25 protein-coding genes are annotated in these 26,422 nt (G+C 60.5%); 10 read left to right on the forward strand and 15 right to left on the reverse strand.

Going from position 1 to position 26,422, the window contains the following annotated elements; genetic code table 11:
- Positions 1-60 precede the first annotated feature (60 nt).
- From P3T40_RS41560 to argE, 7 genes are read left to right on the forward strand one after another with little or no spacing between them, the layout of a single operon-like run.
- Entirely contained in the window at positions 61-909 is an 849-nt protein-coding gene (locus P3T40_RS41560; RefSeq protein WP_429273477.1) for a transporter substrate-binding domain-containing protein, read from the forward strand.
- A 13-nt stretch (positions 910-922) separates the two neighbouring features.
- On the forward strand, positions 923-1,606 hold the full coding sequence (locus P3T40_RS41565) for an amino acid ABC transporter permease (protein ID WP_429273478.1): 684 nt from the start codon (positions 923-925) through the stop codon (positions 1,604-1,606).
- Entirely contained in the window at positions 1,596-2,258 is a 663-nt protein-coding gene (locus P3T40_RS41570; protein ID WP_429273479.1) for an amino acid ABC transporter permease, read from the forward strand. Before P3T40_RS41565 ends, P3T40_RS41570 begins: the two co-directional genes overlap by 11 nt.
- A gap of 51 nt (positions 2,259-2,309) precedes the next feature.
- On the forward strand, positions 2,310-3,278 hold the full coding sequence (locus tag P3T40_RS41575; RefSeq protein ID WP_429273480.1) for an agmatinase: 969 nt from the start codon (positions 2,310-2,312) through the stop codon (positions 3,276-3,278).
- Between the two features lie 19 nt (positions 3,279-3,297).
- Positions 3,298-4,026 (forward strand): amino acid ABC transporter ATP-binding protein, encoded by a 729-nt coding sequence (locus P3T40_RS41580; RefSeq protein WP_429273481.1) that lies wholly within the window; start codon positions 3,298-3,300, stop codon positions 4,024-4,026.
- A 26-nt stretch (positions 4,027-4,052) separates the two neighbouring features.
- The gene (locus P3T40_RS41585; protein ID WP_429273482.1) at positions 4,053-4,460 is read left to right on the forward strand and encodes a RidA family protein; all 408 of its coding nucleotides are present in this window, start codon (positions 4,053-4,055) and stop codon (positions 4,458-4,460) included.
- Positions 4,461-4,476: 16 nt separating this feature from the next.
- A complete protein-coding gene (argE, locus tag P3T40_RS41590; protein ID WP_429273483.1) occupies positions 4,477-5,619 on the forward strand; it encodes an acetylornithine deacetylase in 1,143 nt (380 codons plus the stop codon).
- Between the two features lie 61 nt (positions 5,620-5,680).
- Here argE and P3T40_RS41595 read toward each other — a convergent pair whose 3' ends face one another.
- The 11 genes from P3T40_RS41595 to urtA all read right to left on the reverse strand — a co-directional run bounded on the left by P3T40_RS41595 (position 5,681) and on the right by urtA (position 16,787).
- Positions 5,681-7,738, reverse strand: coding sequence for a nitric oxide reductase activation protein NorD (locus P3T40_RS41595; protein ID WP_429273484.1), 2,058 nt, complete (start codon positions 7,736-7,738; stop codon positions 5,681-5,683).
- A gap of 3 nt (positions 7,739-7,741) precedes the next feature.
- A complete protein-coding gene (locus tag P3T40_RS41600; protein ID WP_429273485.1) occupies positions 7,742-8,542 on the reverse strand; it encodes a CbbQ/NirQ/NorQ/GpvN family protein in 801 nt (266 codons plus the stop codon).
- Positions 8,543-8,625: 83 nt separating this feature from the next.
- Positions 8,626-9,663: an aliphatic amidase gene (locus P3T40_RS41605; RefSeq protein ID WP_429273486.1), complete on the reverse strand. Its 1,038-nt coding sequence runs from the start codon at positions 9,661-9,663 to the stop codon at positions 8,626-8,628.
- A gap of 145 nt (positions 9,664-9,808) precedes the next feature.
- The gene (locus tag P3T40_RS41610) at positions 9,809-10,102 is read right to left on the reverse strand and encodes an FmdB family zinc ribbon protein (RefSeq protein ID WP_429273487.1); all 294 of its coding nucleotides are present in this window, start codon (positions 10,100-10,102) and stop codon (positions 9,809-9,811) included.
- A 102-nt stretch (positions 10,103-10,204) separates the two neighbouring features.
- Entirely contained in the window at positions 10,205-11,383 is a 1,179-nt protein-coding gene (fmdA, locus tag P3T40_RS41615; RefSeq protein ID WP_429273488.1) for a formamidase, read from the reverse strand.
- A gap of 53 nt (positions 11,384-11,436) precedes the next feature.
- Complete coding sequence (locus tag P3T40_RS41620) at positions 11,437-11,691, reverse strand: hypothetical protein (RefSeq protein ID WP_429273500.1); 255 nt, start codon at positions 11,689-11,691, stop codon at positions 11,437-11,439.
- Between the two features lie 67 nt (positions 11,692-11,758).
- Positions 11,759-12,448, reverse strand: coding sequence for an urea ABC transporter ATP-binding subunit UrtE (gene urtE / locus P3T40_RS41625; RefSeq protein WP_179742044.1), 690 nt, complete (start codon positions 12,446-12,448; stop codon positions 11,759-11,761).
- Positions 12,449-12,502: 54 nt separating this feature from the next.
- Positions 12,503-13,246, reverse strand: a complete 744-nt coding sequence (urtD, locus tag P3T40_RS41630) for an urea ABC transporter ATP-binding protein UrtD (protein ID WP_429273489.1) — start codon at positions 13,244-13,246, stop codon at positions 12,503-12,505.
- A 30-nt stretch (positions 13,247-13,276) separates the two neighbouring features.
- The gene (gene urtC, locus P3T40_RS41635) at positions 13,277-14,422 is read right to left on the reverse strand and encodes an urea ABC transporter permease subunit UrtC (RefSeq protein WP_429273490.1); all 1,146 of its coding nucleotides are present in this window, start codon (positions 14,420-14,422) and stop codon (positions 13,277-13,279) included.
- A 23-nt stretch (positions 14,423-14,445) separates the two neighbouring features.
- Positions 14,446-15,363 (reverse strand): urea ABC transporter permease subunit UrtB, encoded by a 918-nt coding sequence (urtB, locus tag P3T40_RS41640; RefSeq protein WP_429273491.1) that lies wholly within the window; start codon positions 15,361-15,363, stop codon positions 14,446-14,448.
- 122 nt (positions 15,364-15,485) lie between these two features.
- Complete coding sequence (gene urtA, locus P3T40_RS41645) at positions 15,486-16,787, reverse strand: urea ABC transporter substrate-binding protein (protein ID WP_429273492.1); 1,302 nt, start codon at positions 16,785-16,787, stop codon at positions 15,486-15,488.
- A 590-nt stretch (positions 16,788-17,377) separates the two neighbouring features.
- On the opposite strand from urtA, the gene P3T40_RS41650 reads away from it, so the two are divergent.
- Both P3T40_RS41650 and P3T40_RS41655 read left to right on the forward strand, forming a co-directional pair.
- A complete protein-coding gene (locus tag P3T40_RS41650; RefSeq protein ID WP_429273493.1) occupies positions 17,378-20,860 on the forward strand; it encodes an ATP-binding protein in 3,483 nt (1,160 codons plus the stop codon).
- On the forward strand, positions 20,847-21,761 hold the full coding sequence (locus P3T40_RS41655; RefSeq protein WP_429273494.1) for a response regulator: 915 nt from the start codon (positions 20,847-20,849) through the stop codon (positions 21,759-21,761). Before P3T40_RS41650 ends, P3T40_RS41655 begins: the two co-directional genes overlap by 14 nt.
- Positions 21,762-21,766: 5 nt before the next feature.
- Here P3T40_RS41655 and P3T40_RS41660 read toward each other — a convergent pair whose 3' ends face one another.
- The 3 genes from P3T40_RS41660 to P3T40_RS41670 are packed head-to-tail and all read right to left on the reverse strand — an operon-like array spanning position 21,767 to position 23,985.
- Positions 21,767-22,300 carry a hypothetical protein gene (locus tag P3T40_RS41660; protein ID WP_429273495.1) on the reverse strand — a complete coding sequence of 178 codons (534 nt, stop codon included), beginning with the start codon at positions 22,298-22,300 and terminating at the stop codon, positions 21,767-21,769.
- Positions 22,300-23,193: an SDR family oxidoreductase gene (locus tag P3T40_RS41665; RefSeq protein WP_429273496.1), complete on the reverse strand. Its 894-nt coding sequence runs from the start codon at positions 23,191-23,193 to the stop codon at positions 22,300-22,302. The genes P3T40_RS41660 and P3T40_RS41665 overlap by 1 nt, the downstream gene beginning before the upstream one ends.
- Positions 23,194-23,241: 48 nt before the next feature.
- Complete coding sequence (locus P3T40_RS41670; protein ID WP_429273497.1) at positions 23,242-23,985, reverse strand: SDR family oxidoreductase; 744 nt, start codon at positions 23,983-23,985, stop codon at positions 23,242-23,244.
- A gap of 138 nt (positions 23,986-24,123) precedes the next feature.
- On the opposite strand from P3T40_RS41670, the gene P3T40_RS41675 reads away from it, so the two are divergent.
- Positions 24,124-25,014: a LysR substrate-binding domain-containing protein gene (locus P3T40_RS41675; protein WP_429273498.1), complete on the forward strand. Its 891-nt coding sequence runs from the start codon at positions 24,124-24,126 to the stop codon at positions 25,012-25,014.
- A gap of 337 nt (positions 25,015-25,351) precedes the next feature.
- Here the strand turns inward: P3T40_RS41675 and P3T40_RS41680 are convergent, their stop codons facing one another.
- Positions 25,352-25,753, reverse strand: a complete 402-nt coding sequence (locus tag P3T40_RS41680) for a hypothetical protein (RefSeq protein ID WP_429273499.1) — start codon at positions 25,751-25,753, stop codon at positions 25,352-25,354.
- Positions 25,754-26,422 lie beyond the last annotated feature (669 nt).

Here is a 26,422-nt window from a genome sequence, read left to right on the forward strand (position 1 = left end):
ACTTTATTGACCGCCTACATTGCATGTCAGCAAACGCTTAACCACTTGCCGGAAAACATCATGATCACGCTTAACCGACGCAAATTCATCACGCTGGCAGGCGGTGTTTCGCTTGCCTTGACAGTCCCTTCCTTCGCATTTGCCGAAGGCGGATCGCTTGCTGACATTCGTAAGCGCGGCAAGCTTACGGTCGGTACCGAAGCCGCTTACGAGCCTTTCGAATTCGTCGAAAACGGCAAGGTGGTGGGTTACGGCCACGACATTCTCGAATACATGGCAAGCAAACTTGGCGTTACGCTCAACCAGGTCAACCTGCCGTTCCAGGGATTGCTGCCTGGCCTGATGACGCACAAGTTCGATTTTGTCGCGACGAGCGTCGGCATCAATCCTGAACGGGCACGGCGCTTTGCGTTTTCGCAACCGGTCGGCGTTGTCGACACGCAATTGGTCGTGCGCGCAGACGACAACCGCATCGCCAAGCCCGACGACGTCGCTGGCCACGTCGTCGGGACACAAATGGGCTCGTCGTCGCAGCCAATCGCACAAGCTTTCGATACGCAATTGAAAGCGAAGGGTGCCGGCTATTCGGACATGAAACTCTTTCAGGCGTATCCCGACGTCATGGTCGCGTTGTCGAACAAAACGCTGGACGTGGGCATCATGCCGTCGAACATCGTCGCGGTGCTGATGAAGCGGGAACCGGGCCAATATCGCGTGGTCGGCAAGATCGGCGAGCCGAAATACCTCGCGTGGGTCGCGAATCCGCAAGACCTGGAGATCCGTGCGTTTATCAACACCTCGCTCGACGAACTGGCAAAGAGCGGCAAGCTGGCGGATCTGCAGAAGCAGTGGTTCGGCTACACGATGAACCTGCCTTCCAACGGCTATCTGCCAGAAGGCGCAGTCTGAAGCGGAACACAGCATGCCATCCTTCGTGAGCGCGCAGATCGCGACGCTCGGCCCATTTTTCCATGACGTGCTCGGCGGTGCCGCCATCACGATCGTCGCGAGTATCGTGGCGTTCGCTATCGGGATCGTGCTGGGTTCGATCCTGCTGTTGGCGCGCCTGCACGGCGGCCGCGTGCTGGCCTCGCTGGTGCTGGCCTACGTTAGCGTGATCCGCGGCACGCCCGCGCTCATCCAGATGCTGGTCGCTTACTATGTGTTGCCTTCGATACTGAACCTGCCGCTGTCCCCGCTACAAGCCGGCATTCTCGCGCTCGCGATGAATACCGCCGCTTACGTATCCGAGATCCTGCGGGGCTCGTTCAACTCGCTGGGACGCGGACAGTTACCAGCCGCGCTCACCCTCGGCATGCGTACGACGCAGGCCTGGCGCCACATCATTTTTCCGCAGTTGTTCTATCGCTCGATTCCGCCGTTGACCAACGAATTCACGATGCTGCTGAAGGCGTCGTCGCTCATGTCGGTCATCGCGGTCCATGACCTCGCGACCGTTGCACGCGACGCCACACTGCAGACCAATTTGCCCCTGCAGGTCTTTTCCGCGACCGCGGTCGTCTATTTTGCGATCCTGTTCGTCGCCTCGTCAGCGTCGCGTGGGCTCGAGCGCCGGGTGGCGAAGGTATTGCCGAATGTCCATTGATCTGTCCATCGTCGCCCAATCGATTGGTCCCTTGCTGCAGGGGCTGAAAGTAACCGTACAGGTTTGCGTGCTCGGCATCCCGCTCGGCATCCTGACGGGGACAGTCGCCGCGTATCTGTATGGGTCGGCGTGGCGAATCGCGCGTGTGGTTGCGCTCGCCTATGTCGAAGTCGTACGCAACGTGCCATACCTGATTCTCGTGTACCTGAGCTTCTTCGGCCTCCCGAAACTCGGTATCGATTTGCCTGCGTTCGCGATCGGCGTCGTAGCAACGGCGTTCTACACCGGGGGCTATTTCTGCGAGATCCTGCGCGGTGCATTCGGCAGTCTGCCACGTGGACAACTGCAAGCGGCCCGGTCACTCGGCTTATCGGAATGGCACGTGCAGCGGCAAGTCGTTCTACCGCAGATCTTCGGCTATCTCGCCCCCGCGACGACGAGCCTCACGATCATGATGTTCAAGGATTCGTCGATCTTCTCGGTGATGAGCCTTGCCGAACTCACGTACCAAAGCAACCTGCTGACTGCCGATACGTTCGCGTACGTCGAAGTTCTCGGCACCACCGCACTGTTCTACTGGTTGTGCAGCGTGCTGCTGGACGTGACTGGCCGATGGTCGGAGCGCTATGCGACCCGTTATCGGCGGGTATGAACCGGCGTACGGCATTCTTTCCACAACTCTTTGTAATCAGGAATCCAAATCATGACGAAACCGCTCACGGTGCCACCGAAGACCGGACATAAGACGCTGCTCTATGCCGAACTCGCGATGGACCTCGACAACCTCGAAGCCGATATCGCCGTGCTCGGCATGCCGTATGGCGCCGCCTATTCGGCCGCCGATTTCACCAATGATCAGACGAACGCACCAACGGCGATCCGTCAGGCGACCGACCGCGTCGTGCGTTCGCCCGGCCACTATGATTTCGACATCGACGGCCCTCTGCTGCAAGAGCGTGACGATATCCGCTTCGTCGATTGCGGCGATGTGATCGCTGATCTCGCGGCGCCAGGCAGCCACTATGAGCGTGTCGAGGCGGCCGTGCGCAAGATCCTCGCGGCAGGCGCGCTGCCCATTGTACTGGGCGGCGACCACGGCATTACGACGCCTGTGCTGCGTGCATTCGATTCGCTCGGTCCTATTACGATCGTCCACGTCGATGCCCACCTGGACTGGCGCGACGAAGTCAACGGCGTGCGCGAAGGCCTATCGAGTCCGATCCGCCGCGCCTCTGAAATGAAGCACGTGACAAAGATCGTCCAGATCGGCTTGCGCGCGCAAGGCAGCGCGCGGCCGGAAGAACTGCGCGCGGCGAAAGCGTACGGATCGGAGCTCATCACCGCGTACGAGCTTCACGATATCGGCATGGATGCGGTGTTGGAGCGGATTCCCGACGGCGGAAACTACTACCTGACGATCGACGCGGACGGGCTCGATCCCTCAGTGATGCCCGCCGTCGCCGGTCCCGCGCCGGGCGGCGTCACCTTCCTCCAGGCGCGCAAGCTGATTCACGGCCTCGTGCGCAAAGGGCGCGTGGTCGGCATGGATATCGTCGAAATCCAACCCGCCAAGGACGATCTCAACCAGATCTCGTGCGTAACCGCCGGGCGGCTGATCCTGAACCTGATCGGCAGCGCGATCCGCGCAGGCTATTTTGACCACCGGCGCTGACCATCGCGAAGGCTCACTCATGATCGAGATCAGGCGGGTCAGCAAGCACTACGGTGCGTTCAAGGTGCTCGACGGCTGCACGACCCAGGTGACGAAAGGCGAAGTCGTTGTCGTTTGCGGGCCGTCCGGTTCGGGCAAGAGCACATTGATCAAATGTGTGAACGGCCTGGAGCCATTCCAGGCGGGCGAGATCATCGTAGACGGTGTATCGGTCGGAGATCGGACGACGCGCTTATCGGCGCTTCGTGCGCGCGTCGGTATGGTGTTTCAGCACTTCGAACTCTTTCCACACATGAGCGTGCTTGGCAATCTGACGCTTGCGCAGATCAAGGTGCTCGGGAGGGACCGCGAGGAAGCGGTGGCAAAGGCGCTCGGTTTGCTCGAACGCGTCGGCCTGCGCGAGCATGCGGAGAAATATCCGGGCAAGTTGTCGGGTGGCCAGCAGCAGCGCGTTGCGATCGTGCGGGCACTTTCGATGGATCCCATCGCAATGTTGTTCGACGAGCCCACCTCGGCGCTCGACCCCGAAATGATCAACGAAGTTCTCGACGTGATGATCGATCTCGCCCGTGACGGCATGACCATGATGGTCGTCACGCACGAGATGGGCTTCGCGCGCAAGGTTGCGGACCGCATCGTTTTTATGGAGGGCGGCGCAATCGTCGAGGACTCTCCGGCTGCGGCGTTTTTCGAGGGTGCTCAGTCCGCACGGGCGCGCCAGTTTCTTTCCCGCATTCTGACCCATTGAACAATTAACCAGAGATAGACAGCACCATGGAACATACCCGTATTCGTCCGTTCAACACCAAGGATACCTATCCGGAACAGTCGCTCAACAATGATCTCGCGCAGGCCGTCGTAGCGGGCAACATGGTTTTTCTGCGCGGCCAGATTGGACAGAATCTGGATACGCATGAATCGGTCGGTATCGGCGATGCCGCTGCGCAGACGGAACAGGCAATGGCAAACGTCAAGATGCTGCTGGAAGAAGCCGGTAGCAAGCTCGAAGATATCTGCAAGGTGACAATCTATCTCACCGACGTGCGTTATCGCGAGGCCGTCTATCGTGTGGTCGGACGCTGGCTGAAAGGTGTGCACGCGGTTTCGACCGGCTTGACTGTGACGGCACTCGCACGTCCGGAATGGGTCGTCGAAATCGACGTGATCGCCGTGAAGTCATAACTTATCTTTATCTGCCATGAAAACCGTCGTCGACCTGCTCTCGAAGCTCGTCAGCTTCAAATCGATTAGCCGACAATCGAATCTCGACCTGATAGCGTTCGTGGAAGACTATCTCGCCAGCCACGGCGTGCGCTCACGCCGGGTCTACAGCGCCGATGGCCAGCGCTCCAATCTCTACGCGACGATCGGACCGGCGGAGCGAGGCGGCATCTGCCTGTCGGGACATTCGGATGTCGTTCCGGTCGAGGGACAGCCCTGGAGCTCCGACCCGTTCGTGCTGCTCGAACGGGACGACGGATATCTCTATGGTCGAGGCACGTCTGACATGAAGGGCTTCATCGCGTGCGTGCTTGCGACGGTGCCGTATTTCGTCGAGCACGTGACCGACACACCTATCCATATCGCGATCAGCTACGACGAGGAAATCGGCTGCGTCGGCGTGCGTGGCCTGCTCGATGAACTGGCGAAGGATGTCGCAAGACCAACAGGCTGCATTATCGGCGAGCCGACCGAAATGCGACTGGCATCGGCGCACAAAGGCAAAAGCGCGTATCGATGCTGCGTGAGGGGCCTGGCCGGCCACTCCGCGCAACCTCACCTTGCTGTCAATGCGGTCGAATATGCTGCCGACCTCGTGGCGTTCGTACGCAACCGCGGCCGCGCGCTGCAAACCGACGGCGCCCGCGATGCGCGCTACGACCCACCGTTCTCCACAGTGCAGACCGGCACGATCGGCGGCGGCGTCGCGGTCAACGTGGTGCCCGATCGCTGCGAGTTCGAGTTCGAGATCCGGGAATTGCCCGGCGCAGACGGCGAACGAATCGTCGGTGAGCTGACGCGTTTTGCGAGCGGTACGCTGCTGCCGGAGATGAAGCGCGTTGCTGCCGACGCGGCAATCGAGTTGCAGCCGCTCGTCGAGTACCCGGGCCTCAGCGACGATGCATCGTCGGCCGCACTCAAGGCGCTTTGCGGCCGTTTGCTTGACGATAGCAGTGTGACCACACTCTCGTTCGGTACAGAGGGTGGCCTGTTCCAGTCGATTGGCATCCCGGCTGTCGTATGCGGCCCCGGTTCTATAACGCGCGCCCACAAAGCGGACGAGTACATCACCGTGAGCGAGTTACATGCGTGCGTTTCGTTTCTCGAGCGTCTTGTCTAGATCCTACGGCCCGTCTCGGCCCAGTCGATGTCGACGCAAGCCTTGAATTGCAACCCGCCGCTTAGGGGCGGACCAGTTTCGCCAGGACGGACTTCAAGCGCAGCTGCAAGAAATCCGGATCCACCGAGATCAGATAATTCCCCGCTCCGAAAATTCGACGCACATACGAGTCGGCCTGCGTGTCCAAAGCCATGCAGAAGCAGCGGATTCCAGCTCGCCTCGCATGCTGGACGGCTACCCGGGCATCTTCGACCAGATAGGCGTCGCGTGTCACGTCGATGTCCGCCGGTGCGCCGTCCGTCACCATCAGAATGGCGCGGATGTCCTCCGGCTGGTCCTCGATCAGCGCGGTCGCATGGCGCACTGCCGCGCCAAAGCGGGTTGACCAGGCGGCCGTCGCGCTGGCGAGGCGTTCGCGTGCAACCTCGCAAAACGGCATGTCGAAATCCAGATAGCGTTCATAGTGCACGTGTTTGCGTGTGCTGGAGGCAAAACCGTGAATGGCAGCCCGGTGGCCGCCCTGCCGGGCCAGCGCGACTGCGTGCAGAGCAAGGGCTTTCTCGGTTTCCAGCACGCTGACCGAATGCGAACCTAACCGACTCGCACTCGATGCGGAAACGTCCAGCAGGAACAATGCCGACGCTTCACGCACGCGTCTTCCGGGATTCTCGAATACACGCTCATCGATATTGCCGCCTTGTCGCCGGCTTGAAATCGCATCGACCAATGCATCCAGATCGAAGCGTTCCCCCTGTGGCTGGCGCTTTAGCCGCACCGAGCGGTCGAGTTCGCCTCCGCCCGCGAGGCCGCGCAAGCGCGCCCTGCGCATTTGCGCAATCGTTGAGCCGGGCTCCCGCCCGGACTTTTCGTACAGCGTGCACCAGTTGTCTCGCAACGTTTCGATCCGCTCGTCCCATTCCGGGTAGTTCACGCTGCGCTGCGCCCCCCAGGTCAATGCTTCGGCGGGCGACGCGTCTGGCGGGTTCAACGCACCATCCCCGCTGGCCGCGTCGGCCGATATGTCTTCAGGCAGCAATTGCAGCGAGACGGGTTGCTCTAGCGCCGCATGATCGGATGCCGCCTGCTCACCGTAGTCCCACAAATAGCTATGGTCATCGCGGTACGCCGGAGCGGCGGCGTAGCCGGGCAAGTCGAACTGCACGCGCATCTGCCCGAGGTCGTTAGCCAGCACGGCGCCCATGCTGTTGAACGCAGCGGCATCTTCCAGGCAGGCGCGCTGCGCGTCGAACAGACGCCGGCCTTTATTCACCCAGAAGTTGTCGTCCCGGTAGTGCGGATCGATCAGCGCGCGACTCAGGCGCGCAAGCAATGCGGCGCAGCCGAGGCCGTCGGCCGGAGACGCGCCATGCAGGCTGCGCCAAAGGATTTCCACACCCGGATAGCGGCGCGCCAGCAGCGCTTCGGCCCGTGCATCCTCGAGCAAGGAAATCACCGTCAACGCGAGCGGCTTGCGCGCCGCGGCGGGTTGAGCCGCGGGTGAGAACAACAGATGGGCAACCGCGTGGGCGCTCGCCGCTCGCATCAGGCCGCTTCGATCCGGGCAGTCGAGGAAGGTGTACGAATCCGGCAACGCGAGCATTCCGCGCGTCAGCACCGGACGTGCCGGCGGCCCGTTCAGTAACCCTTGTCGACGGGTACCGATAGCGACTGTGAGACCGCTCAGGCCGAACAGGTAAGCTTCCAATGCCGCGGGCGCGGGCTGTTCAGGACGCCCTGCAGCTTCCCAGTTCAGAATCTGTACCGACAGGGCGTCGCTGCATGTGAAATAGCGCAACCGCGCGGCACGCTCGCCGGCATAGGCGCGCAGACCGGCAAGCGCCCATCCATAGAGGCCGGCAACCCCGGCCCTTGCCAGCAGGAATTCAATTTGGCCCAGCACGGGCGGCACGCAATCAGGCGCGGCCCGCTCGAGTTCGCCGAGCACTTCGATCAGCGCTACCTGCGAAGCCTCGTCCAGCATGCGACCTAGCGCCTGCCGATAGGGTGCAAGACGCGCCGCATCGAATGCGGCAGACCGATCCGGAACAGCGGGCGCGGAGCTTACGCCGTCCCAACGCGCTGGCGCGTCGGCGGCTTGACTGGCGAGGGTTGACGGCATTGTCTAGCCGAAGTGTGCCTCGACAAATCCGTCGAGCGCTTCGAGCATATCGGGGTCGTCCGTCAGCGGAAGACTGAGCGCCACCCGGCAAGCCAACCGCACTGGCTGGCCGTCGCCGATCAGACGCGCGGCATGGATCAACATGCGGGTCGAAATACCTTCGTCCAGCCCTCTGCCTCGCAATGCCCGCGAGCAGGCCGCTATGCCGACCAGTTGCTCGCATAAAGCGAGCGGTGCGCCGCTTTCATGGGCCACGATCGTCGCTTCGTGTTCGGCCCGCGGATAATCGAAGTCGAGCGAACAAAACCGCTGCCTCGTCGATTGCTTGAGGTCCTTTGAAATGCTTTGATAGTCGGGATTGTATGAGACCACCAACTGGAAATCCGGATGCGCGTGGACGGCTTCGCCCTTCTTGTCGAGCGGCAGCAGGCGCCGCGTGTCGGTGAGAGGATGGATCACGACCATTGAATCCTGGCGCATCTCCACAACTTCATCGAGGTAGCAGATCGCGCCGTGGCGCACGGCCAGTGTTAGCGGACCGTCTTGCCAGAAGGTGCCCTCGGGGCCGAGCAGGTAGCGGCCGACCAGGTCGGCCGCGGTCATGTCCTCGTTACAGGCGAGCGTGATCAAAGGACGCTTCAGGCGCCATGCCATGTGCTCGACGAAACGTGTCTTGCCGCAGCCGGTCGGGCCTTTGAGCATCAGCGGCAAGCGCAGGCGGTAGGCCGATTCGTATACGGCGATTTCGCTATCGACCGGTTGATAGTACGGCTCTTCAGTCAGCAGATAAGGCGTTATGGACATGGTGAGTCGTATTGCGTCGTGAAAGCACGCCAAAGAACAATCTTGCAGACACATGGCATACGACGACGCCATGTGCCCGGGCTTTAGCGGTGGCTGGGTTCCTGATTGGGAATGCCCTCGATCGGACACTCCGGTGTGCCCACCGTGCTGCGCGTAAACGATTCGACCGTTTTGCGGGTTCCTTCCGGGTCGTTGATCCATCGGGAATAGAAGTTATACGGACAGGCGGCGACGCCTTTGACGTCGTCGCCCGAATTGATGGTTCCCGTATAGCCGCGGTGCAGCAGCTTGAACAAGTGGTTTTGCGACTGCATGTTCTTGCGCGCGTCGCGAATCAGACTGATCGACAGTTCCGCGTATTGAATGCCCATCTCCTCCTCGCCGCACTCGCCAAGCGTCCGGCCGTCGAAGCCGACGATTGCCGAATGGCCGAAATAGGAATAAACGCCGTCGAAGCCGGTAGCATTGGCCACCGCGACATACACGTTGTTCATCCACGCCATGGTCTTGGCCACCATCACCTGCTGCTCTTTGGCTGGGTACATATAGCCCTGACAGCGCACAATCAATTCCGCGCCCTGCATCGCACAGTCACGCCAGATCTCCGGGAAATTGCCGTCGTCGCAGATGATCAGGCTGATCTTCATGCCCTTGGGACCATCCGAAACATAGGTGCAATCGCCCGGATACCAGCCTTCGATGGGCACCCACGGCATGATCTTGCGATATTTCTGCACGATCTCGCCGTGGTTGTTCATCAGGATCAGCGTGTTATAGGGCGCCTTGTTCGGGTGTTCTTCGTGGCGCTCGCCCGTCAGCGAAAAAATGCCCCATACGTTGGCTTTGCGACAGGCGGCGGCGAAGATTTCAGTCTCTTCGCCGGGAATGGTCGACGCCGTTTCGTACATCTCCTTGGCGTCGTACATGATGCCGTGGGTCGAATATTCAGGAAACACCACGAGATCCATGCCCGGTAGACCGCGCTTCATGCCGACCAGCATCTCGCCGATCTTGCGCGCATTGTCGAGAACCTCTGCCTTCGTGTGCAGGCTGGGCATCTTGTAGTTGACCACCGCTACGCCCAAACAATCGTTGCTGCTCGATATATCGCCGTGTCGCATACCTCATCTCCCGGGCAAGCTCGCCCATCACTTCTGTCCATGTACCGATCGATCACGTGCCGCCCATGGCCGGCACCCTGGAAACACAAGGCCCACAGCAGATGAACTGCATGTGGGCTTCGCACTGAAACGTGCCGTTACGCCCTTAGCCGCACAGGCTGCAATTGCCGCCTTTGCAGACATGCAGGACGCTCGAGCGTCCCGCCCCGGCGCGCGTCCCGGGCCCTGTCACGCCCGCTCCGGTCAACTGTTCGGCCTGGCTGCGCGGCCTCCATTGTTCGGTGACGCTGACCTGCACGTTGCGGGCGGTAATCATGGTTTCCGGCTCGACGCTTTGCTCGCAATAGGGACACTCGACGGGATCGTCGCGCCTGGATACGGCGAGCAGTTTTTCGAAGATGCCCTCACATGAGGGACAACGCATATCGTAAAGAGGCATGGCAAGCATCCCGATTCGATCGTCAAAAAGGCCGGCGCGCAATGCGCCGGGTGTCGCGGCGGGACGACTATGCCCGCCGCTTCGGGTCCGTCGAGCTCCCCGTTACTTCCCGTGGCCCCAGAAGGCGCGATCGTTGAGCATTCCGGTCGGGGCGATATTCTTCTCGAAGATGGCGAGCGGCAACGAGACGGTGGCCGAGCAATTCGGAATATCGACAATGCCGCCGATGCGCCCTTCGACCGGCGCCGCGGTGAGCAGCATGTATGCCTGCGGTCCGGTAAATCCATGGTGCGTCAGATAGTCGATTGCCTTCAGGCAAGCCTGGCGGTAAGCAACCGTCGCATCCATGTAGTAGTTCTTGCCGTTCTCGACGCTGATGCCTTCAAAGGTCAGCCATTGGTCGTAGTGCGGCCTGACCGGGCTAGGCATGAAGACCGGCGCGCTCAGGTTGTACTTGGCCATGCCGCCTTTGATCAGGTCAAAGCCGACGTGGGTGGCGCCGTCCATTTCAATCGCGCCGCAAAAGCTGATCTCGCCGTCGCCTTGAGAAAAATGCAGATCGCCCATCGAGAACCCCGCGCCTTTGACGTAGACCGGGAAGAAAATCCTGGTGCCGCTGGAAAGGTCCTTGATGTCGGTGTTACCGCCATGTTCACGCGGCGGAACCGTGCGCGCCGCCTCTTTCGCCATCCGGTCGAACGCAGCTCCGCTCACGCCGCGCAGAACGGCGGTAGACGGCTCGGGCGGTTTGGCAAGACCTAGCGCCGCCAGCGGCGCCTCGCGCCGATTCCATTCGCCCAGCAATTCGGCGGACGGCAGACAGCCCATCAGGCCAGGATGCGTCAACCCGGCGATGCGCACGCCCGGAATATGGCGCGAGGTCGCGTACAAACCCTTGAGGTCCCAAATCGCCTTGGCGGGATCGGGGAAATAGTCGCCGAGAAAGCCGCCACCGTTGCTCTTCGCGAATACACCGGAAAATCCTACGGGCGTGATCGGTTTGATATCGAGCAGATCGACAACCAGCAAGTCGCCGGGCTCCGCCCCTTCGATATGGAACGGACCGGTCAGCGGGTGCGCACGGGTAAGGTCGATGTCGCGCACGTCGTCGGTGCCGTCATCGTCCTTGATTTGCGCATCGAGAAAATCGAGCGATTCGATGATGATTTCTTCGCCGGGCTTGACCGTCGACAGAAACGGAATATCCGGGTGCCAGCGGTTATGGCCGAGTTCGGCTTGCTCGGCAAGCGGCACGCCAGGTTTGATGGTGAAATGTTGCATCTATTCTCTCCGTGGTATCACGTTGCAATTGCCCTGCGGCCTACTGTCCCGACTCAAGCGGCCGGATAAACACATGCGGTGCAGCCGGCCTGATAGCCGCCGTTGACGGTGTCATCCTTGATCTGCGTGCAGACCTTGGCAGTCCATTCGGATTTTTCCAGCACGGTGCCGTCAGGCAACGTGCCGCCGCGTGCGTCGACGCGCAGCAGGCAAACGGGGCAGGTCTGCGCCGACGCAGCGGTACGGCCTTTATGCCGGTCGGTAAAGCCGGCATGGCCGAAGCGGTTGTAGTACATGTAGCCAATCATCTTGCTCACTCCTCTCCAGTAAGCAGCGCGCGCTAAATGCCCGCGTCGCATTGCATAATTTCGGACTTCAAACTGACAGGTAACTGCTGATCTTCGCGATATCGACTTCGTCGCGACGGTTCTCATGAACGAAGCGACCCTTCTCGATCACCAGCAGACGGTCCGCAATGTCCATCGTGAAACTGAGCACCTGCTCGGAAACGATGATGGTGAGTTGCTTGAGCGTGCGGATCTCTTTGAGGGAGCGGGCAATGTCCTTGATGATGGACGGCTGGATTCCTTCCGTAGGCTCATCGAGCAACAGTACCTTCGGATTGGTGACAAGCGCGCGTGCAATGGCGAGTTGCTGCTGCTGTCCGCCCGACAGATTGCCGCCGCGGCGATCGCGCATGTCGTAGAGAACCGGGAACAGATCGAATACCTCCGCTGGCACCTTGCCGCGCGCCGAGTTCGGCAGACCCGCCTTGATGTTTTCGAGCACGGTGAGGGTCGAAAAAATCATTCTGCCTTGCGGCACATAGGCGATCCCATGCGCGACTCGCTCGAACGGTTGCAGTTTTGCGACGTCGACGCCGGCCACTTCGACCTTTCCCGCACGGCACGGCAGGATCCCCATCAACGATTTGAAAAAGGTGGTCTTACCCATGCCGTTGCGCCCCATCACTGCGACGATTTCGCCGGCGGCGGCGCTCAAGTCGAGCTGATGGATCACTTCGCTCTGACCGTAGCCCGAGACCAGTCCGCTAACGTTGAACATAAGCTGTTCCTTTTGATATGCAAAGTTGCCGTTCTGGCGCTGCAGGATCGAGCTTCAATGCCCGAGATACACTTCGATGACTTTCGGGTTGGACTGCACCGCTTCCATGCTGCCTTCGGCCAGCACCTTTCCCTGATGCAATACAGTGACGCGGTGCGCGATGTTCTTGACGAACTCCATGTCGTGCTCGATCACCACGACCGAACGATTTTTTGCCACTCGCGCCAGCAGTTCGGCGGTCTTTTCACGCTCAGACACGCTCATGCCCGCAACCGGTTCGTCCAGGAGCATCAGTTCGGGGTCCTGCATCAGCAACATGCCGATTTCGAGCCACTGCTTCTGGCCGTGGCTAAGCAACTCGGCGGTGTGATCCAGCATCTCGGTGAGGAATACTTCCTCCGCAATCTGGCGCACGCGTTCGTCGACATCAGCCGTGCGGCGGAAAGCGATGGCACCGAACACGCTGCGTCCTCGGGGAAAGGACACTTCGAGGTTTTCGTACGTGGTAAGGTTTTCGTAGATCGAAGGAGTCTGGAACTTGCGGCCTATTCCGACGCGCACAATCATGTGCTCGCTCATCTTCGTCAACTCCAGCCCTTTGAATTTGATGCTGCCGCCGGTGGCGCGCGTCTTCCCGCTGATCAGGTCGAGCACGGTGGTCTTGCCCGCGCCGTTCGGACCGATCACGACCCGCACTTCATTGCGGTCCACATAGAGGTTCAGGCCGTCCACCGCCTTGAAGCCATCGAATGAAACCGTCAGGTCCTCGACCGATAAAACGAAATCTTTTTGAGCCATGATGTTCCCTGTCTTTGCGGTAAATTGGCGTCAGGCCTTAGGTTCGGAAGCCGAAGTCGCGACCAGCCCGCGACGTCGCAGATAGCCGCCAACCGGCAAGCGCGCCAGCAGCTTCTTGCCGTGACTTTCATAAAGACCCGCCAATCCATTCGGGAAGAACATCACCACGCCAATGAAGAGCGCGCCCATCAGGAACAGCCAGAGCTGCGGGAACGATTCCGAAAAATACGACTCGCCGAAGTTCACCAGCAAGGCGCCGTACACGGCCCCGAACAGGGATGTACGGCCGCCTACTGCACAGAGGATCACCATTTCGATGGACGGGACAATGCCCACGAAGGACGGCGACATGAAGCCCACCTGCAGCGTGAACATCGCGCCGCCGATAGCCGAGAACACGGCCGCGACGCAGAACACAAATATCTTCAGGGCGGCCACGTCATAGCCCGAGAAACGTACGCGTTCCTCCTTGTCGCGCATCGCCACCAGCAGCTTGCCGAGCTTGCTCGAAAGCAGAAACTTGCCAAACGCGATGCACAGGAACAGCAGGCCCGCGTTGACGAAGTAAAGGATGTAGTGGGCCGAAGTGGTGCGGATATCCCAGCCGAGCATCGTACGTAGATCGGTAATGCCATTTACGCCACCAGTAAGCCCCTGCTGCCCGATGATCAGGATCGACAGAATGGCAGCAATCGCCTGGGTCACAATGGCGAAATACACGTCGCCGACGCGCCGCTTGAACATGGCAAGACCGATGACGAATGCGAGCAGAGCCGGCACCACCAGCACCGCCGCCACAGCGAACCACATGTGCCTGAAGGGCTCCCACATCAGCGGCAGGTGAGTGATCTGGTTCCAGTCCATGAAGTCTGGAATACCCGGGGTCGACTGGATCTTGGTACTGATCGGGTCCGAGGCTTCCAGCTTGAGGAACATCGCCATGCAATATCCGCCCAGACCGAAAAACACGCCCTGCCCCAGACTAAGGATGCCGCCATATCCCCAGCACAGCGTAAGCCCGATCGCCACGAACCCGTAGGTCAGGTATTTGCCCACCAGGTTCAGCCGGAAGATGTCCAGCGTCAGCGGCAACAGCACCAGTATTAGAAGTCCCAAGCAGATGAACCCCATCACACCGGAGCGTCCGCCCAGCCACTTTAGAGATCCCGAATTCATTGCGTTCTCCTGCGATCAAACAATTAGCGCCGCACTTTGGTTGCGAAGAGGCCCTGCGGGCGTAGCATCAGAATGACGATCACGGCTGACAGGGTCAGCACTTTGGCCATCGAGCCGGACAGAAAGAACTCCGTTGTCGACTGGGTCTGAGCGATCGAGAACGCGGATGCAATCGTGCCGAACAGGCTTTGCGCGCCGCCGAATACCACGGTCAGGAAGGTGTCGACGATATAGAGCGAGCCGCTTGTCGGGCCGGTCGAGCCGATGGTCGTAAACGCCGCGCCCGCTATGCCGGCAATCCCGCATCCAAGCGCAAAGGTCAGGCGGTCGACTTTGCCGGTGTTGATCCCGACCGCGCCCGCCATGACCCGGTTCTGGGTCGTGGCCCGCACTTTCACGCCCCACTGCGATTTGTACAAAAACAGCAGCAGGACCGCCGTGAGCACAATGGTGACGACCATCACCATCAGGCCGTTGATCGGAATATCGAGGCCCTGATAGGGCGTGAGCGAGCCCATCAGCCACTGCGGAAGATCCGGACTGACTTCTTCGGAGCCGAACACCGAGCGGAAGGTTTGCTGCATTGCAAGCGACAAACCCCACGTCGCCAGCAGCGTGTCAAGAGGACGCCGGTAGAGGTGGCGAATGAGCAGCCATTCCACCAGGTAGCCGAACGCAAAAGCAACCGCAAACGCCACCAGAATAGCGACGAAGAAATAGACAGGTTGCAGTGCCGGTGCATATTTGTGCGTCAACACCGACAACACATAAGTGGTGTAGGCGCCGATCGTCAGAAACTCGCCGTGCGCCATATTGATCACGCCCATCTGGCCAAAAATGATAGCCAGACCAAGCGCCATCAGCAGCAAGACGCTGAATACCGAGAGGCCGTTGAAGCCCTGCATCGCGACGATCGCGCCGAACTGCGAGAACCAAGCCATGGTTAATCCCCTGCGCGGCCCGCATTCGAGCAGGCTGCCTTGAACATCGAAAAGTGCGGTAGCTACTTGCGATTTCCCACAGGCGGCCGTGATAGCGGCCGCCTGTGCGACTCTCGCGGTTTTTACTGATAGCCCTTCGGAAACGGATTCGGCTCAATCAGGTCCGATTTGTAGACCACCTTGAATTGACCATCGCGCTGACCCTGACCGATCAACGTGTTGCTCCAGAGGTGGTGATTCTGGTGAACCTTGACGTAGCCTTCCGGCGCGTCCTTGAACTCCAGGCCTGGCGAAGCCGCCACCACCTTATCGACATCGAAGCTGCCGGCTTTCTCGCAGGCCATCTTCCACAACCACGGGCCGAGGTACGCGGCCTGGGTCACGTCGCCGATCACCGCGTCATTGCCGTATTTGGCCTTGAATGCCGCAACGAATTTCTTGTTGGCGGGGTTGTCCAGGCTTTGGAAATACTTCATGCACGAGTAGAAGCCCTGGAAATTCTCGCCGCCGATCCCCAACAACTCATCCTCGGTCACCGAGATCGTCAGCAACAGCTGCTTGTCGCCTGTCACGCCGGCGGCCTTCAGCTGTTTGTAGAACGCCACGTTGCTGCCGCCCACCACGTCCGCGAAAATCACATCCGGCTTCTTGAACTTCATCTTGTTGATGAGCGAACCGAACTCGGTGTTGCCAAGCGGGTAGTACTCTTCGCCAACCACTTCGCCGTGAAGCACGTTTTCAATGTGCTTGCGGGCGATCTTGTTGGAGGTGCGCGGCCAGATGTAGTCGGAGCCGACCAGATAAAAGGTCTTCGCCTTCTTCTCCTTGGCGAACCAGCTCAGGCTGGCCAGCACTTGCTGGGTTGCTTCCTGGCCGGTATAGAAAACATTCTTCGACTGTTCCAGGCCTTCATAGAAGGTCGGGTAGTAGAGCAGGCCATTGTCTTTTTCGAACACCGGCAACACGGCTTTGCGCGACGCGGATGTCCAGCAGCCGAACACCGTGGCGACCTTGTCGCTCTCGAGCAGCTTGGTCGCCTTCTCCGCAAACGTCGGCCAGTCGCTGGCGCCGTCTTCCTGGATCACCTTGATCTGGCGTCCGAGGATCCCGCCCATCGCGTTGATCTGTTCGATCGCGAGACGTTCGGCACGAATCGACCCGGTCTCGCTGATCGCCATCGTGCCGGTTGATGAGTGCAACTGACCAACCGTCACTGTCGTATCCGTGACCGCCCTGCCCGTCGTGTTGACTTGCGAAGTCGGCGGAGCGGCGGCGAATGACGGCTTGGCCATCATCGCAAACGGCAGCGAAGCGAGTCCAAGTGCAATTTTGCGGCGAGCCGGAGAGGCAGGTTCGGCAGCGTGGGCGGATGACTCGTTAGCGTGGTCGCCGCCGTTGTCGTCGAAGCGTTGTGTCATGTTCAAAGTCCCTTTCTGCGTAGTTTTCAGGTCTGGCCGACGAGCCAGGTGTGACGCGAAGCGCACGCGCCAGCCTGCACGGCGTCGACACATTGGCTTGTTTGTCGTTGAACGGCGGGTGCAGAATAGGTATCCGAATTCCGCGTCGATATACGTCATTTGACTTACCAACGCGCGGCGCTAACGCACGAGCGCCGCGATGCGCTGGCACGAGCGGGTTTGCGGCAACTGCAATCGCGTCGCTGCGTGGAGAGTGCGCGGTCCTACGTCAAATGACGTATCGGCCGGCCTGGGAGGCGGCGCTATGCTCGACGCGCATAAGCGGAAGTTGTCACGCGAGTCGGCACGGGGAAAAGCCGCCGTTAGCAAAGAACAGCGGCGTTGGCATATCGGCGAACAAAACGCCATCGCACTGTCCCGGTGCGGCAATGTCACATTAGGGGCGCGCCGTGCGTCACCCTGCACCTGCGCAGCGCATATCCAGCGCCGCGGGCTTCTGCACGCTCTTGCCGGCTTCATGCGGACCGTAAGCACGTGGCATGCTGCTTGCATCTGTTGGGCGCTTCGTTCCGTCCACAGCCCGATCCCGAATAATTTTGGTGAACCACTCCCCCGAATCAGCGCAGCCACACCCGATACCCGTCCAGCGCATCATCAAGGTACGGCGTGACTACAACACCTGGGTCGCCGACGAAACCATCGAAGACTATGCGCTGCGTTTCACACCACGCACATTTCGCAAGTGGTCCGAGTTCCGGGTGGCCAATACTGCGTTCGGCGCGATTTCATTCCTCGCCCTGGAAGCAATTGGCGGATCGATTACCGTCAGTTACGGCTTCACCAATGCGCTCTGGGCGATCCTGTTTGTCGGCGTGATCATTTTTCTGGCGAGCCTTCCGATCAGCTACTACGCGGCGAAATTCGGCGTCGATATGGATCTGCTGACCAGGGGCGCCGGGTTCGGTTATATCGGCTCCACGATCACATCGCTGATCTATGCGTCCTTTACTTTCATTTTCTTCGCGCTGGAAGCCGCCATCATGGCGCTCGCGCTGCAGTTGTACTTCAAGATCCCCGTCTCTCTAAGCTATTTGATCTGCGCGGTGATCGTCATCCCGCTCGTCACGCACGGCATTACATTGATCAGCCGCTTGCAGGCATTCACCCAGCCGCTCTGGCTCGTGTTGCTGCTGCTACCCTATGCGGCCGTGATCTGGAAAGACCCGGGCCTGCTGCGTGAATTGCCGAGCTTTCTCGGCAACGCCGGCAGCGACGGCCACTTCGATCTGCTGATGTTCGGCGCCGCCACCACCGTGCTCATTTCCATGATTGCGCAAGTCGGAGAACAGGTCGACTTCCTTCGCTTTCTGCCCGAGCGGACCGCGCTCAACAAGCGCCGCTGGACGTTGTGCATGCTAAGTGCCGGCCCGGGCTGGATCATTCTTGGTGTGGCCAAGCTGCTAGGCGGCTCTTTCCTCGCCTTCCTCGCAATACAGCATGAGGTGCTGCCCGACCGCGCGGTCGAACCGACCCAGATGTACCTCGTCGCGTACAAATATGTGTTCGGTTCGCCTGAAATGGCGCTACTGGTCACTACCTTCTTCATTATCCTGTCGCAACTCAAGATCAATGTGACCAACGCCTATGCGGGATCGCTTGCGTGGTCTAACTTCTTCGCGCGGCTGACCCATAGTCATCCGGGCCGCGTGGTGTGGCTCGTGTTCAATGTGCTGATTGCGTTCATGCTGATGGAGCTTGGGGTTTTCCGCGCGCTGGAACAGGTCCTCGGGCTTTATTCGAATATCGCGATCAGTTGGGTCGGCGCAGTCGTGGCCGATCTGGTGATCAACAAGCCGCTTGGCCTGAGCCCCGAGGGCATCGAATTCAGGCGCGCTCATTTGTACGCGATCAATCCGGTAGGGGTCGGCGCGACGCTGATCGCTTCGTCAGTGTCGGTGCTGGCGTTTACTCACGTGCTGGGCGAGACGGCCCATGCATTCTCGGCGCTCATTGCGCTCGCAACCGCTCTGATTGCTGCGCCTGCGATCGCCTGGGCGACCGGCGGCAAATACTACATCGCGCGTCAGCCGGCCGCGTTTGTCGGGGTTCCGCTGGGAAAAGGCTATCAGTCGATTCGTTGCTGCATTTGCGACAAGGAGTATGAAACCGAGGACATGGCGCATTGCCCGGCGTATGAAGGACCGATCTGCTCTCTTTGCTGCACACTGGATGCGCGCTGTCATGACATGTGTAAGCCGGGCGCACGCCTATCCGAGCAAACCAATGCGGTGATACGCTGGCTTTTGCCCAAGGCGCTGTCGACCCGTTTCAATACGCGCATTGGCCAGTACCTGCTGCTGTTCGTGCTGGTGACCATGATTCTGGCCGCCATTCTCAGTTTGATCTATACGCAGGAGTCGGTGCTAGTCAACGAACTCTCACCGGCCGTCGACGTGCTGCTACGTGCGGCATTCCTGAAACTGTTTGCGGTGCTGGCGCTCGCCGGCGGGATTGGTTGCTGGTGGAGTGTGCTGACGGCCGAAAGCCGGCGCGTTGCGCAAGAGGAATCGAACCGGCAGACCCATTTGCTGCTCGAGGAAATCGACGCCCACCAACGCACCGATGCTCAGTTGCAACGTGCAAAGCAGGCAGCCGAAAAAGCCAATTTGGCGAAGAGCCGCTATGTCACCGGCATCAGCCACGAATTGCGTACACCGCTCAACAGCATTCTCGGCTATGCGCAGATGCTCGAACAGGATACGTCCATTCCTCCGCACCGCCATCTCGCACTGGCGGTGATTCGCCGCAGCGGGGAGCATCTCGTTTCGTTGATCGACGGCCTGCTCGATATCGCCAAGATCGAGACCGGCAAGATGACGCTCGAATTCGAGGAAGTGCGCTTTCCCGAATTCGTCGCGCAGTTAGCCGATATGGTGAGCTTGCAGGCGCGCGCCAAGGGCATCACCTTCCATTACGAGGCGCCGCCCAATTTGCCCTGCGCCGTGCGTGCCGATAAGAAGTGCGTGGGCCAGGTCCTCATCAATATCCTGGGCAACGCGGTGAAGTTCACCGATCGCGGCGATGTCACGCTGCGTTTGCAATACCGCCGGGAGATGGCCGTCTTCGAAATCATCGATTCCGGCGTGGGCATTGATGCGGATGACCTGACTCGCATCTTCCTGCCGTTCGAGCGCGGCGCCAATGTCCCTGGCGGCTCGGAAAGCGGCACGGGACTAGGCCTGACCATCGCCAAAATGCTCACGGACGTGATGGGAGGCACCCTGACCGTAACGAGCGAGACCGGCCGCGGCAGCACATTTCGCGTCCAGCTGTTCTTGCCGGAAGTGCGCGACCCGAAGCCGGTTCAAGCTGTTCCCAAACTGCCGATCGGCGGCTATGCCGGTCCGACTCGCCGTGTGCTGGTGGTAGATAACGAGCGGGTTGACCGCGAGTTGCACGTCAAGCTGCTTGAGCCGCTGGGCTTCGAGGTTCAGGAAGTCGCTTCCGGAATCGAGGCGCTGCGCGCCGTCGCTTCGTTCGCACCCGATCTGATCCTGCTCGATATCGGCATGCCGCACCTGGACGGTTGGGAAACCGCGCGCTTGCTTCGCGCGAATCTGTTGAGCAATGCACCGATTATCGTGGTCTCAGCCAATGCATTCGACAAGGGCCGGAAAAACGCAGCGGGCATTCGCAACGAGGATTTCCTCGTCAAGCCTGTCAATGTTGTCGAACTGCTGGAGTTGATCCGCGAGCGCCTGAGTCTGCAGTGGGTGCCGGCAACACCAGCTGTTGCGGCGCAGATAGCGCCAGCCGACCCGCCCCCCCACGCGGCACGCGCCATTCCGCCAAACGAAGTCGCGTTACCTGAACCGGAACTGTTGCGCAGCCTGCACGAGGTCGGCAGCCTCGGATACGTGCGCGGTATCCTCGACAAGCTTAGCGAGATCGAGCAGCTGGAGCCGTCCTATGGCGTTTTCACGGGAATCTTGCGCACACACGTCGAGCGCTTCGACCTTCCTGAATATTTGCGATACCTTGACCGAACCATGCAGGCGAACCCCGATGCAACGTCCTGATCCGCTTCGCGATGTCGTCCTGATTGTTGACGACGCCCCCGAAAACCTCTCTATCCTGCATACCCTGCTAGACAAATCGGGCTACACGGTGCTGGTCGCAACCGATGGCGCAGGGGCATTGGACCGCGCCCGCCGCTTGCCGCCGGATCTGATCCTGCTCGATGCGGTGATGCCCGGCATAGATGGTTTTGAGACCTGCCGACAGCTCAAGGAAGACCTCCAGACCCGTACGATTCCGGTGGTGTTCATGACCGGCCTGACGGAGACCGAGCATATTCTGCAGGGCTTCCAGGCTGGCGGGGTCGACTACATCACCAAGCCGATTCGTCCGGCCGAGGTAATGGTGCGCATCGCTTCGCACCTGCGCAATTCGCGCCTGGTCGTGCAGACCCGCGCGGCCATGGATGCTGCTGGCCAGGCTGTGGTCGCCGTGGACCCTGGCGGCGAAGTGCTGTGGATGACGCCGCTTGCCCTGTCGTGGCTGCGCAGCTCGCTCGATGCCCACGGTCGCCTGCCGGCCGCGTTGTGCAGTTGGCTTCGTGACGCGCTCGAGGCTCCCGAGGCCAGGCCGTTCGAGTTGCTGGCCGCGAGCGAACAACTGATCGTCAGCCGGCTGCGTCGCGGCGCGCAGGGCGAGGAACTGCTGCTGATCCAGTGCAAGGCCGGTTCGCCTGGACCCGCCGCGTTGATGCAGGCGTTCCGGCTAACCCCTCGTGAAGCCGATGTGCTGTATTGGGTCGCGCTGGGCAAGACCAATCGCGATATCGCCGATATCCTCGGCATGAGCCCACGCACCGCCAATAAGCATCTGGAACACGTCTTCGAAAAGCTGGGTGTGGAAACCCGTACCTCGGCCGCACGCATGGCTTTGAATGTGGTGACCCGGCACACCACGCAGTGAGGCGCTTAATGACTCGTCGTAGCCGCGGCGAACATCGTCCGGTAGTACGCACGTCCCTGCTGCAAATGCGTTTCGAACGGAAAACCCTGGGACAACATATCGTCCATGTCGGCTCGCGTGATCTTCATCACGTAGCTATGCTCCGTCACGACGAGCCGGCAATCACCGTATGCCTCTGAAGCGCTGAACCATTTGCCTGGATCCGCGTGACCCGACGGATAAGCCTCGCCGTCATGTTCGACTTGCCAGCGGCCATCAAGCAGAATCCAGAAGTCCCCCTCCTGCTCCTGCAGTCCAGGCGCGCATTGCGCTACCACGGTGCCTGCCTGCGCTTCCCACTCGCGCGAGTGCTCAATCGTCCAGCGCAACTGCTGCGTGCCCAGGCTCGTGAAAAACGGAGTCTTCCTGAGCAGATACAGGTAAGTCGTCGATGCTTTCATGATGTTGCCCTCATCTCCTACGTGCCGCGGCTGGCCGCATCCGGCGGCCAGCATCAGCAACGCGAGCCAGGCGCTACGAACCATGCGCCTGGCGTTCATCACACGCTCACTTTGGCCGTGAGCAGATCGCCCATGCCGATCCGTTTCGCGAACTCGATGCGCACGCGCTCCGACACTTCCAGCACTTCCTTCGCGCCGTCGCCGACAAAGTCGATCACCGAGCGCATCGGACGCGAGCCTTGTTCCAGCCCGACAATCCGCACCACCTCATCCGCGACGGCCTGAGGATCTGCGCCAGGCGGAGTGAGTTCAGTCAGACGCGCGCCGGTCTGATCCATCACGCCATCGTAGCGGCTGTACTGAGTGGTCGTGGCGACGTCTGCAGGCTTGCCGGCACTCGGGAAGTGATCCGTGCCGCTCGTGAACGCACCCGGCACGACGATCGAAGTCTCCACGCCGAAGCGCGCCAGTTCGTATGACAACGTCACCGCCAGCGAATCCAACGCGGCCTTGGCCGCGCCATACGGACCCATGAACGGAGGAAAGCCGCCCTTGGTCGTCGTACTGCTGATCCACAGTACGAGCCCGGACTGCTGACTACGCATGTAGGGAAGCACCGCCCGGTTGACGCGCTGCGCACCGAACAGATTGGTGTCGAACACCTTCATCATTTCTTCAGGAGTGAACGCCTCCGACGGACCGACGACTAGGTGCCCCGCGTTCTGCATGACGACGTCGATACGGCCTTGTTCACGAACGATCGTCGCAGCGGCGGCGTCAGCGGATTCCTGCGAGAGGATATCCAGTTCGAGCGGATGCAGCTGGATGCCCTTTTGTTCGGCGAGTGTGCGCAGCGCGTCGGCGCGTGCCTTGTTGCGCCCTTTGACGTCGCGCATCGTCGCGTACACGATGTGCCCCGCCTCGGCCAGCGCCTGCGCGCTCAACTTGCCGATGCCCGTTCCCGCGCCTGTGAGCAGGATGACTGATTTCATGTTGTTTCTCCGATTTCTTTTCAGGTTCGTTGAACGGAGCCTTGCGCTTCAGGCCACGCCGCCATTCGCACGCAGAATCTGGCCATTGACCCAGCCGGCGTCGGTGCCGACGAGGAACGAGACCACCGCGGCAATGTCTTCGGGCTGACCGAGGCGTTGCAGGGGCGGCATGTTTGCGAATGTCTTGATCTGCTCTTCCGTCTTGCCGTCAAGAAACAGCGACGTCGCGATCGGGCCCGGCGCAACCGCGTTCACCGTGATGTGGCGCCCGCGCAGTTCCTTCGCGAAGACGTGCGTGAATGCCTCGACAGCGCCCTTGGTCGCGTTGTAGATCGCGTAGCCCGGCATGTTCAGCGCGAGCGTCGTGCTCGAGAAGTTCACAATGCGGCCGCCTTCGTTCATCCGCGCGGCGGCTTCACGCAGCGTGTTGAAAGTGCCGCGTACGTTGATGTCGAAGGTCTGGTCGTACAGCGCGTCGGACGTATCGGCGAGCGGCACCGTTTTCAGCACGCCAGCGTTGTTTACCAGCACGTCGATCTTGCCGAGCTGCTGTTCAGTGATCTCGAACATCGCGCGGACTTCGCCGGCATCCGCGACATTGGCCTTGACGGCAATCGCTTTCGCGCCCTGCGCCGAGAGTTCGGCGACCAGCGCCTCGGCTTCTTTCGAGCTCGACGCGTAGTTGATGGCGACAGCGAATCCGTCGCTGGCGAGACGCCGCGCAACCTCGGCGCCGATTCCGCGCGATGCGCCTGTGACGATGGCGACCTGGCTGTTTTTGGTGATGGTCATGAAATGCTGCTCCTTATCGATCGGTGATTCAGGTGGTGAGTGGGTGAAACAAATATTCGACCATTCGACGGCAAAGATAATTAGGGGAAAACTGCTATCATAATTCCATTTACTTTAACAATAGGCCGGAACGAACCAATGGACCGTTTCCAGGAGATGCAGGTGTTTATCCGGATCGCCGAGCGCGGCAGCTTTACCCGTGCGGCCGACGATCTGCAGATTCCCCGCGCCACGGTTACCAATCTGATGAAGCGGATGGAGGAGCGGCTCGGCGCGCGCTTACTGGAGCGCACCACCCGCACGGTGCGCCTCACCCATGACGGTGAAGCGTTCTATCGCCGCTGCGTGCGCCTCGTAGCCGATATGGAGGAAGCGGAGGGTTCGTTCCACGACGTCGCCCCGAAGGGACTGCTGCGCGTGAATGTGCAGGGGACGCTGGCGAAGCACTTTGTAATGCCCGCCTTGCCGGATTTTGTTGCGCAGTATCCCGGCATCGAGCTTCATATCGGCGAGGATGATCGCCTAGTCGACCTGGTGCGTGAGGGCATCGATTGCGTGCTGCGCGCGGGGACACTGCAGGACTCGTCGATGGTCGGGCGGCGCGTCGCTTCGCTGCCCCAGGTCACCGTAGCCAGTCCCGCCTATCTCGCGCAATTCGGCGAACCGGCAACACTGCAAGCACTCGAGTCCCATCGCGCGGTGAACTACATCTCAAGTGGCTCGGGGCGGGCGTTGCCGATGGAATTCACCGTCGACGGAGAAGTGATCGAGATGCAGCTTCCGTCGATCGTGTCGGTCACCGGGGCGGATTTATACACGGGCTCCGCGGTCGCGGGTCTCGGCATGGTTCAGGTTCCCCGCTACCGGGTGGCGGGCGAATTGTCGGCCGGAACGCTGAAGGTTGTACTCGGCGATTTTCCGCCGCCGCCAATGCCCGTGTCGGTGCTGTATCCGCAAAACCGTCAGCTTTCGTCACGGGTGAGGGTATTCGCGCAATGGCTGCGGGACATCTTCGAAGCGGCAGCCTGAATGCGGGCGCTCGGCGAGCGCGGACGCGTGACCCACGGGCACGCCTGAATACTAGTCTCTGCTAAACCAAGGTTGAAACTGACCAGCCATGTGCGCAGGCTCTTGGTCCGCCGGTTGGGAAAACGCGTGCGTTTCGCATGCGGCAATCGTGCGCGTCGCTCCCAGAGCTCGTGAAAATAGTGAACAAACTAAAGCTGGCGCCGAAGAACTCTGAACGTTCATAAGCGTTCGAGCTAGATGTCCACCGTCGATATCAAGAGACTCCGAAAAGCAGCCCCTAATCTACCTGCTCTTCCGATTTGCAGGCGCGCCTACTGAGCGGATCGCCAGGGCGCTGTCACTTACGATTAAGCCAGCGAGCTGCAGCCTCTGCCGTGTCTTCGGGGCGAGTATTGAACGCGATGGACGCATTGGGAGCGCATTTGTGAGCAGTATTGACGAGTACCTCAAAGAGCAGCAAGCTTTTTGGGGGAATTCGTATCCCGCCGCCGATCACAACACAATCGTAAGTTGACGTTGTCAATTGGCGCTCAAGCGCGATGGGCGCGGTTTCATCTGGTTTTACCAGGCAGAGATCGGCACGCCATCCATGTGCCTCTATTTGCTGCATGCCGACCGAGATACCGGCATGGATCTTCGCGGCGTCGAACCCCGGCGGTAACGCGGGGTCCGAGAAGTCGACCGTCTCAGGCTCCTGGCCGACGAACAGCACTCGCTTTAAGCCATGTATTTCGCTCATTGCCTTTTCCTGAATCGCTGGGGGTTCCTGCAAACGCGCCGCGGGTTGTGACATTGAACACGACGCAGGCGATAAGGACCGCACGCAAGTCACTCTAGCATGCCTGAAACCCTGAAACTAAAGGCCACTGTGCCCGCGTGCCCCAAGTGCGCTAGAACCAAACTGGTTGTCGCGGCATGCATTGGATCGCCGTCAATTCACGATGCGCGGCCTAGGAGTTCACGCGTGCAGGACATCGGACAGGGTTCGTTTAGGGTTATTCGATGCCTGCCGTCGGCCACAGGAACGTGACGGTACCTCGGCGCGTGCCGGCAGGCGTCGAATAAGCCCGATGGAGGAAACCGCGGAGTGCCACAATGCGGTTGGAGCGTTCGCGGCTATGGCGATTGATAGCCCGGGATGCTCAGTGATGTCGGATGCGACACAGTCTGGCGGGAAGCCGGTCGGGCGCTAACGCCATAGCGACGCGGTGCAGTTGTGTATTCGGGATGATGAAGCGGGCGCGCACACGTCCGTTCGCGGGCCGCGTTGCCGCAAAGCCAACGTTAGACAGGCGGTTCGAGGAACCGTGGGGTTCATGTCTGATCCCGGCGCATGGGCGGTGCGCGGATCGGGGCGCTGCGCGCGAGGATGTCGATGACGATCATCGGTGCGCCGCAGTGCCGGCAG

It is taken from the genome of Paraburkholderia sp. EB58, from assembly GCF_050436665.1.
Taxonomy (GTDB): domain Bacteria; phylum Pseudomonadota; class Gammaproteobacteria; order Burkholderiales; family Burkholderiaceae; genus Paraburkholderia.

Coding starts and splice junctions, on each gene's coding strand:
- P3T40_RS41560 (WP_429273477.1), top strand. CDS start 61: ATGATCACGCTTAACCGACGCAAATTCATCACGCTGGCAGGCGGTGTT.
- P3T40_RS41565 (WP_429273478.1), top strand. CDS start 923: ATGCCATCCTTCGTGAGCGCGCAGATCGCGACGCTCGGCCCATTTTTC.
- P3T40_RS41570 (WP_429273479.1), top strand. CDS start 1,596: ATGTCCATTGATCTGTCCATCGTCGCCCAATCGATTGGTCCCTTGCTG.
- P3T40_RS41575 (WP_429273480.1), top strand. CDS start 2,310: ATGACGAAACCGCTCACGGTGCCACCGAAGACCGGACATAAGACGCTG.
- P3T40_RS41580 (WP_429273481.1), top strand. CDS start 3,298: ATGATCGAGATCAGGCGGGTCAGCAAGCACTACGGTGCGTTCAAGGTG.
- P3T40_RS41585 (WP_429273482.1), top strand. CDS start 4,053: ATGGAACATACCCGTATTCGTCCGTTCAACACCAAGGATACCTATCCG.
- argE (WP_429273483.1), top strand. CDS start 4,477: ATGAAAACCGTCGTCGACCTGCTCTCGAAGCTCGTCAGCTTCAAATCG.
- P3T40_RS41595 (WP_429273484.1), bottom strand. CDS start 7,738: ATGCCGTCAACCCTCGCCAGTCAAGCCGCCGACGCGCCAGCGCGTTGG.
- P3T40_RS41600 (WP_429273485.1), bottom strand. CDS start 8,542: ATGTCCATAACGCCTTATCTGCTGACTGAAGAGCCGTACTATCAACCG.
- P3T40_RS41605 (WP_429273486.1), bottom strand. CDS start 9,663: ATGCGACACGGCGATATATCGAGCAGCAACGATTGTTTGGGCGTAGCG.
- P3T40_RS41610 (WP_429273487.1), bottom strand. CDS start 10,102: ATGCCTCTTTACGATATGCGTTGTCCCTCATGTGAGGGCATCTTCGAA.
- fmdA (WP_429273488.1), bottom strand. CDS start 11,383: ATGCAACATTTCACCATCAAACCTGGCGTGCCGCTTGCCGAGCAAGCC.
- P3T40_RS41620 (WP_429273500.1), bottom strand. CDS start 11,691: ATGATTGGCTACATGTACTACAACCGCTTCGGCCATGCCGGCTTTACC.
- urtE (WP_179742044.1), bottom strand. CDS start 12,448: ATGTTCAACGTTAGCGGACTGGTCTCGGGCTACGGTCAGAGCGAAGTG.
- urtD (WP_429273489.1), bottom strand. CDS start 13,246: ATGGCTCAAAAAGATTTCGTTTTATCGGTCGAGGACCTGACGGTTTCA.
- urtC (WP_429273490.1), bottom strand. CDS start 14,422: ATGAATTCGGGATCTCTAAAGTGGCTGGGCGGACGCTCCGGTGTGATG.
- urtB (WP_429273491.1), bottom strand. CDS start 15,363: ATGGCTTGGTTCTCGCAGTTCGGCGCGATCGTCGCGATGCAGGGCTTC.
- P3T40_RS41655 (WP_429273494.1), top strand. CDS start 20,847: ATGCAACGTCCTGATCCGCTTCGCGATGTCGTCCTGATTGTTGACGAC.
- P3T40_RS41660 (WP_429273495.1), bottom strand. CDS start 22,300: ATGAACGCCAGGCGCATGGTTCGTAGCGCCTGGCTCGCGTTGCTGATG.
- P3T40_RS41665 (WP_429273496.1), bottom strand. CDS start 23,193: ATGAAATCAGTCATCCTGCTCACAGGCGCGGGAACGGGCATCGGCAAG.
- P3T40_RS41670 (WP_429273497.1), bottom strand. CDS start 23,985: ATGACCATCACCAAAAACAGCCAGGTCGCCATCGTCACAGGCGCATCG.
- P3T40_RS41675 (WP_429273498.1), top strand. CDS start 24,124: ATGGACCGTTTCCAGGAGATGCAGGTGTTTATCCGGATCGCCGAGCGC.
- P3T40_RS41680 (WP_429273499.1), bottom strand. CDS start 25,753: ATGAGCGAAATACATGGCTTAAAGCGAGTGCTGTTCGTCGGCCAGGAG.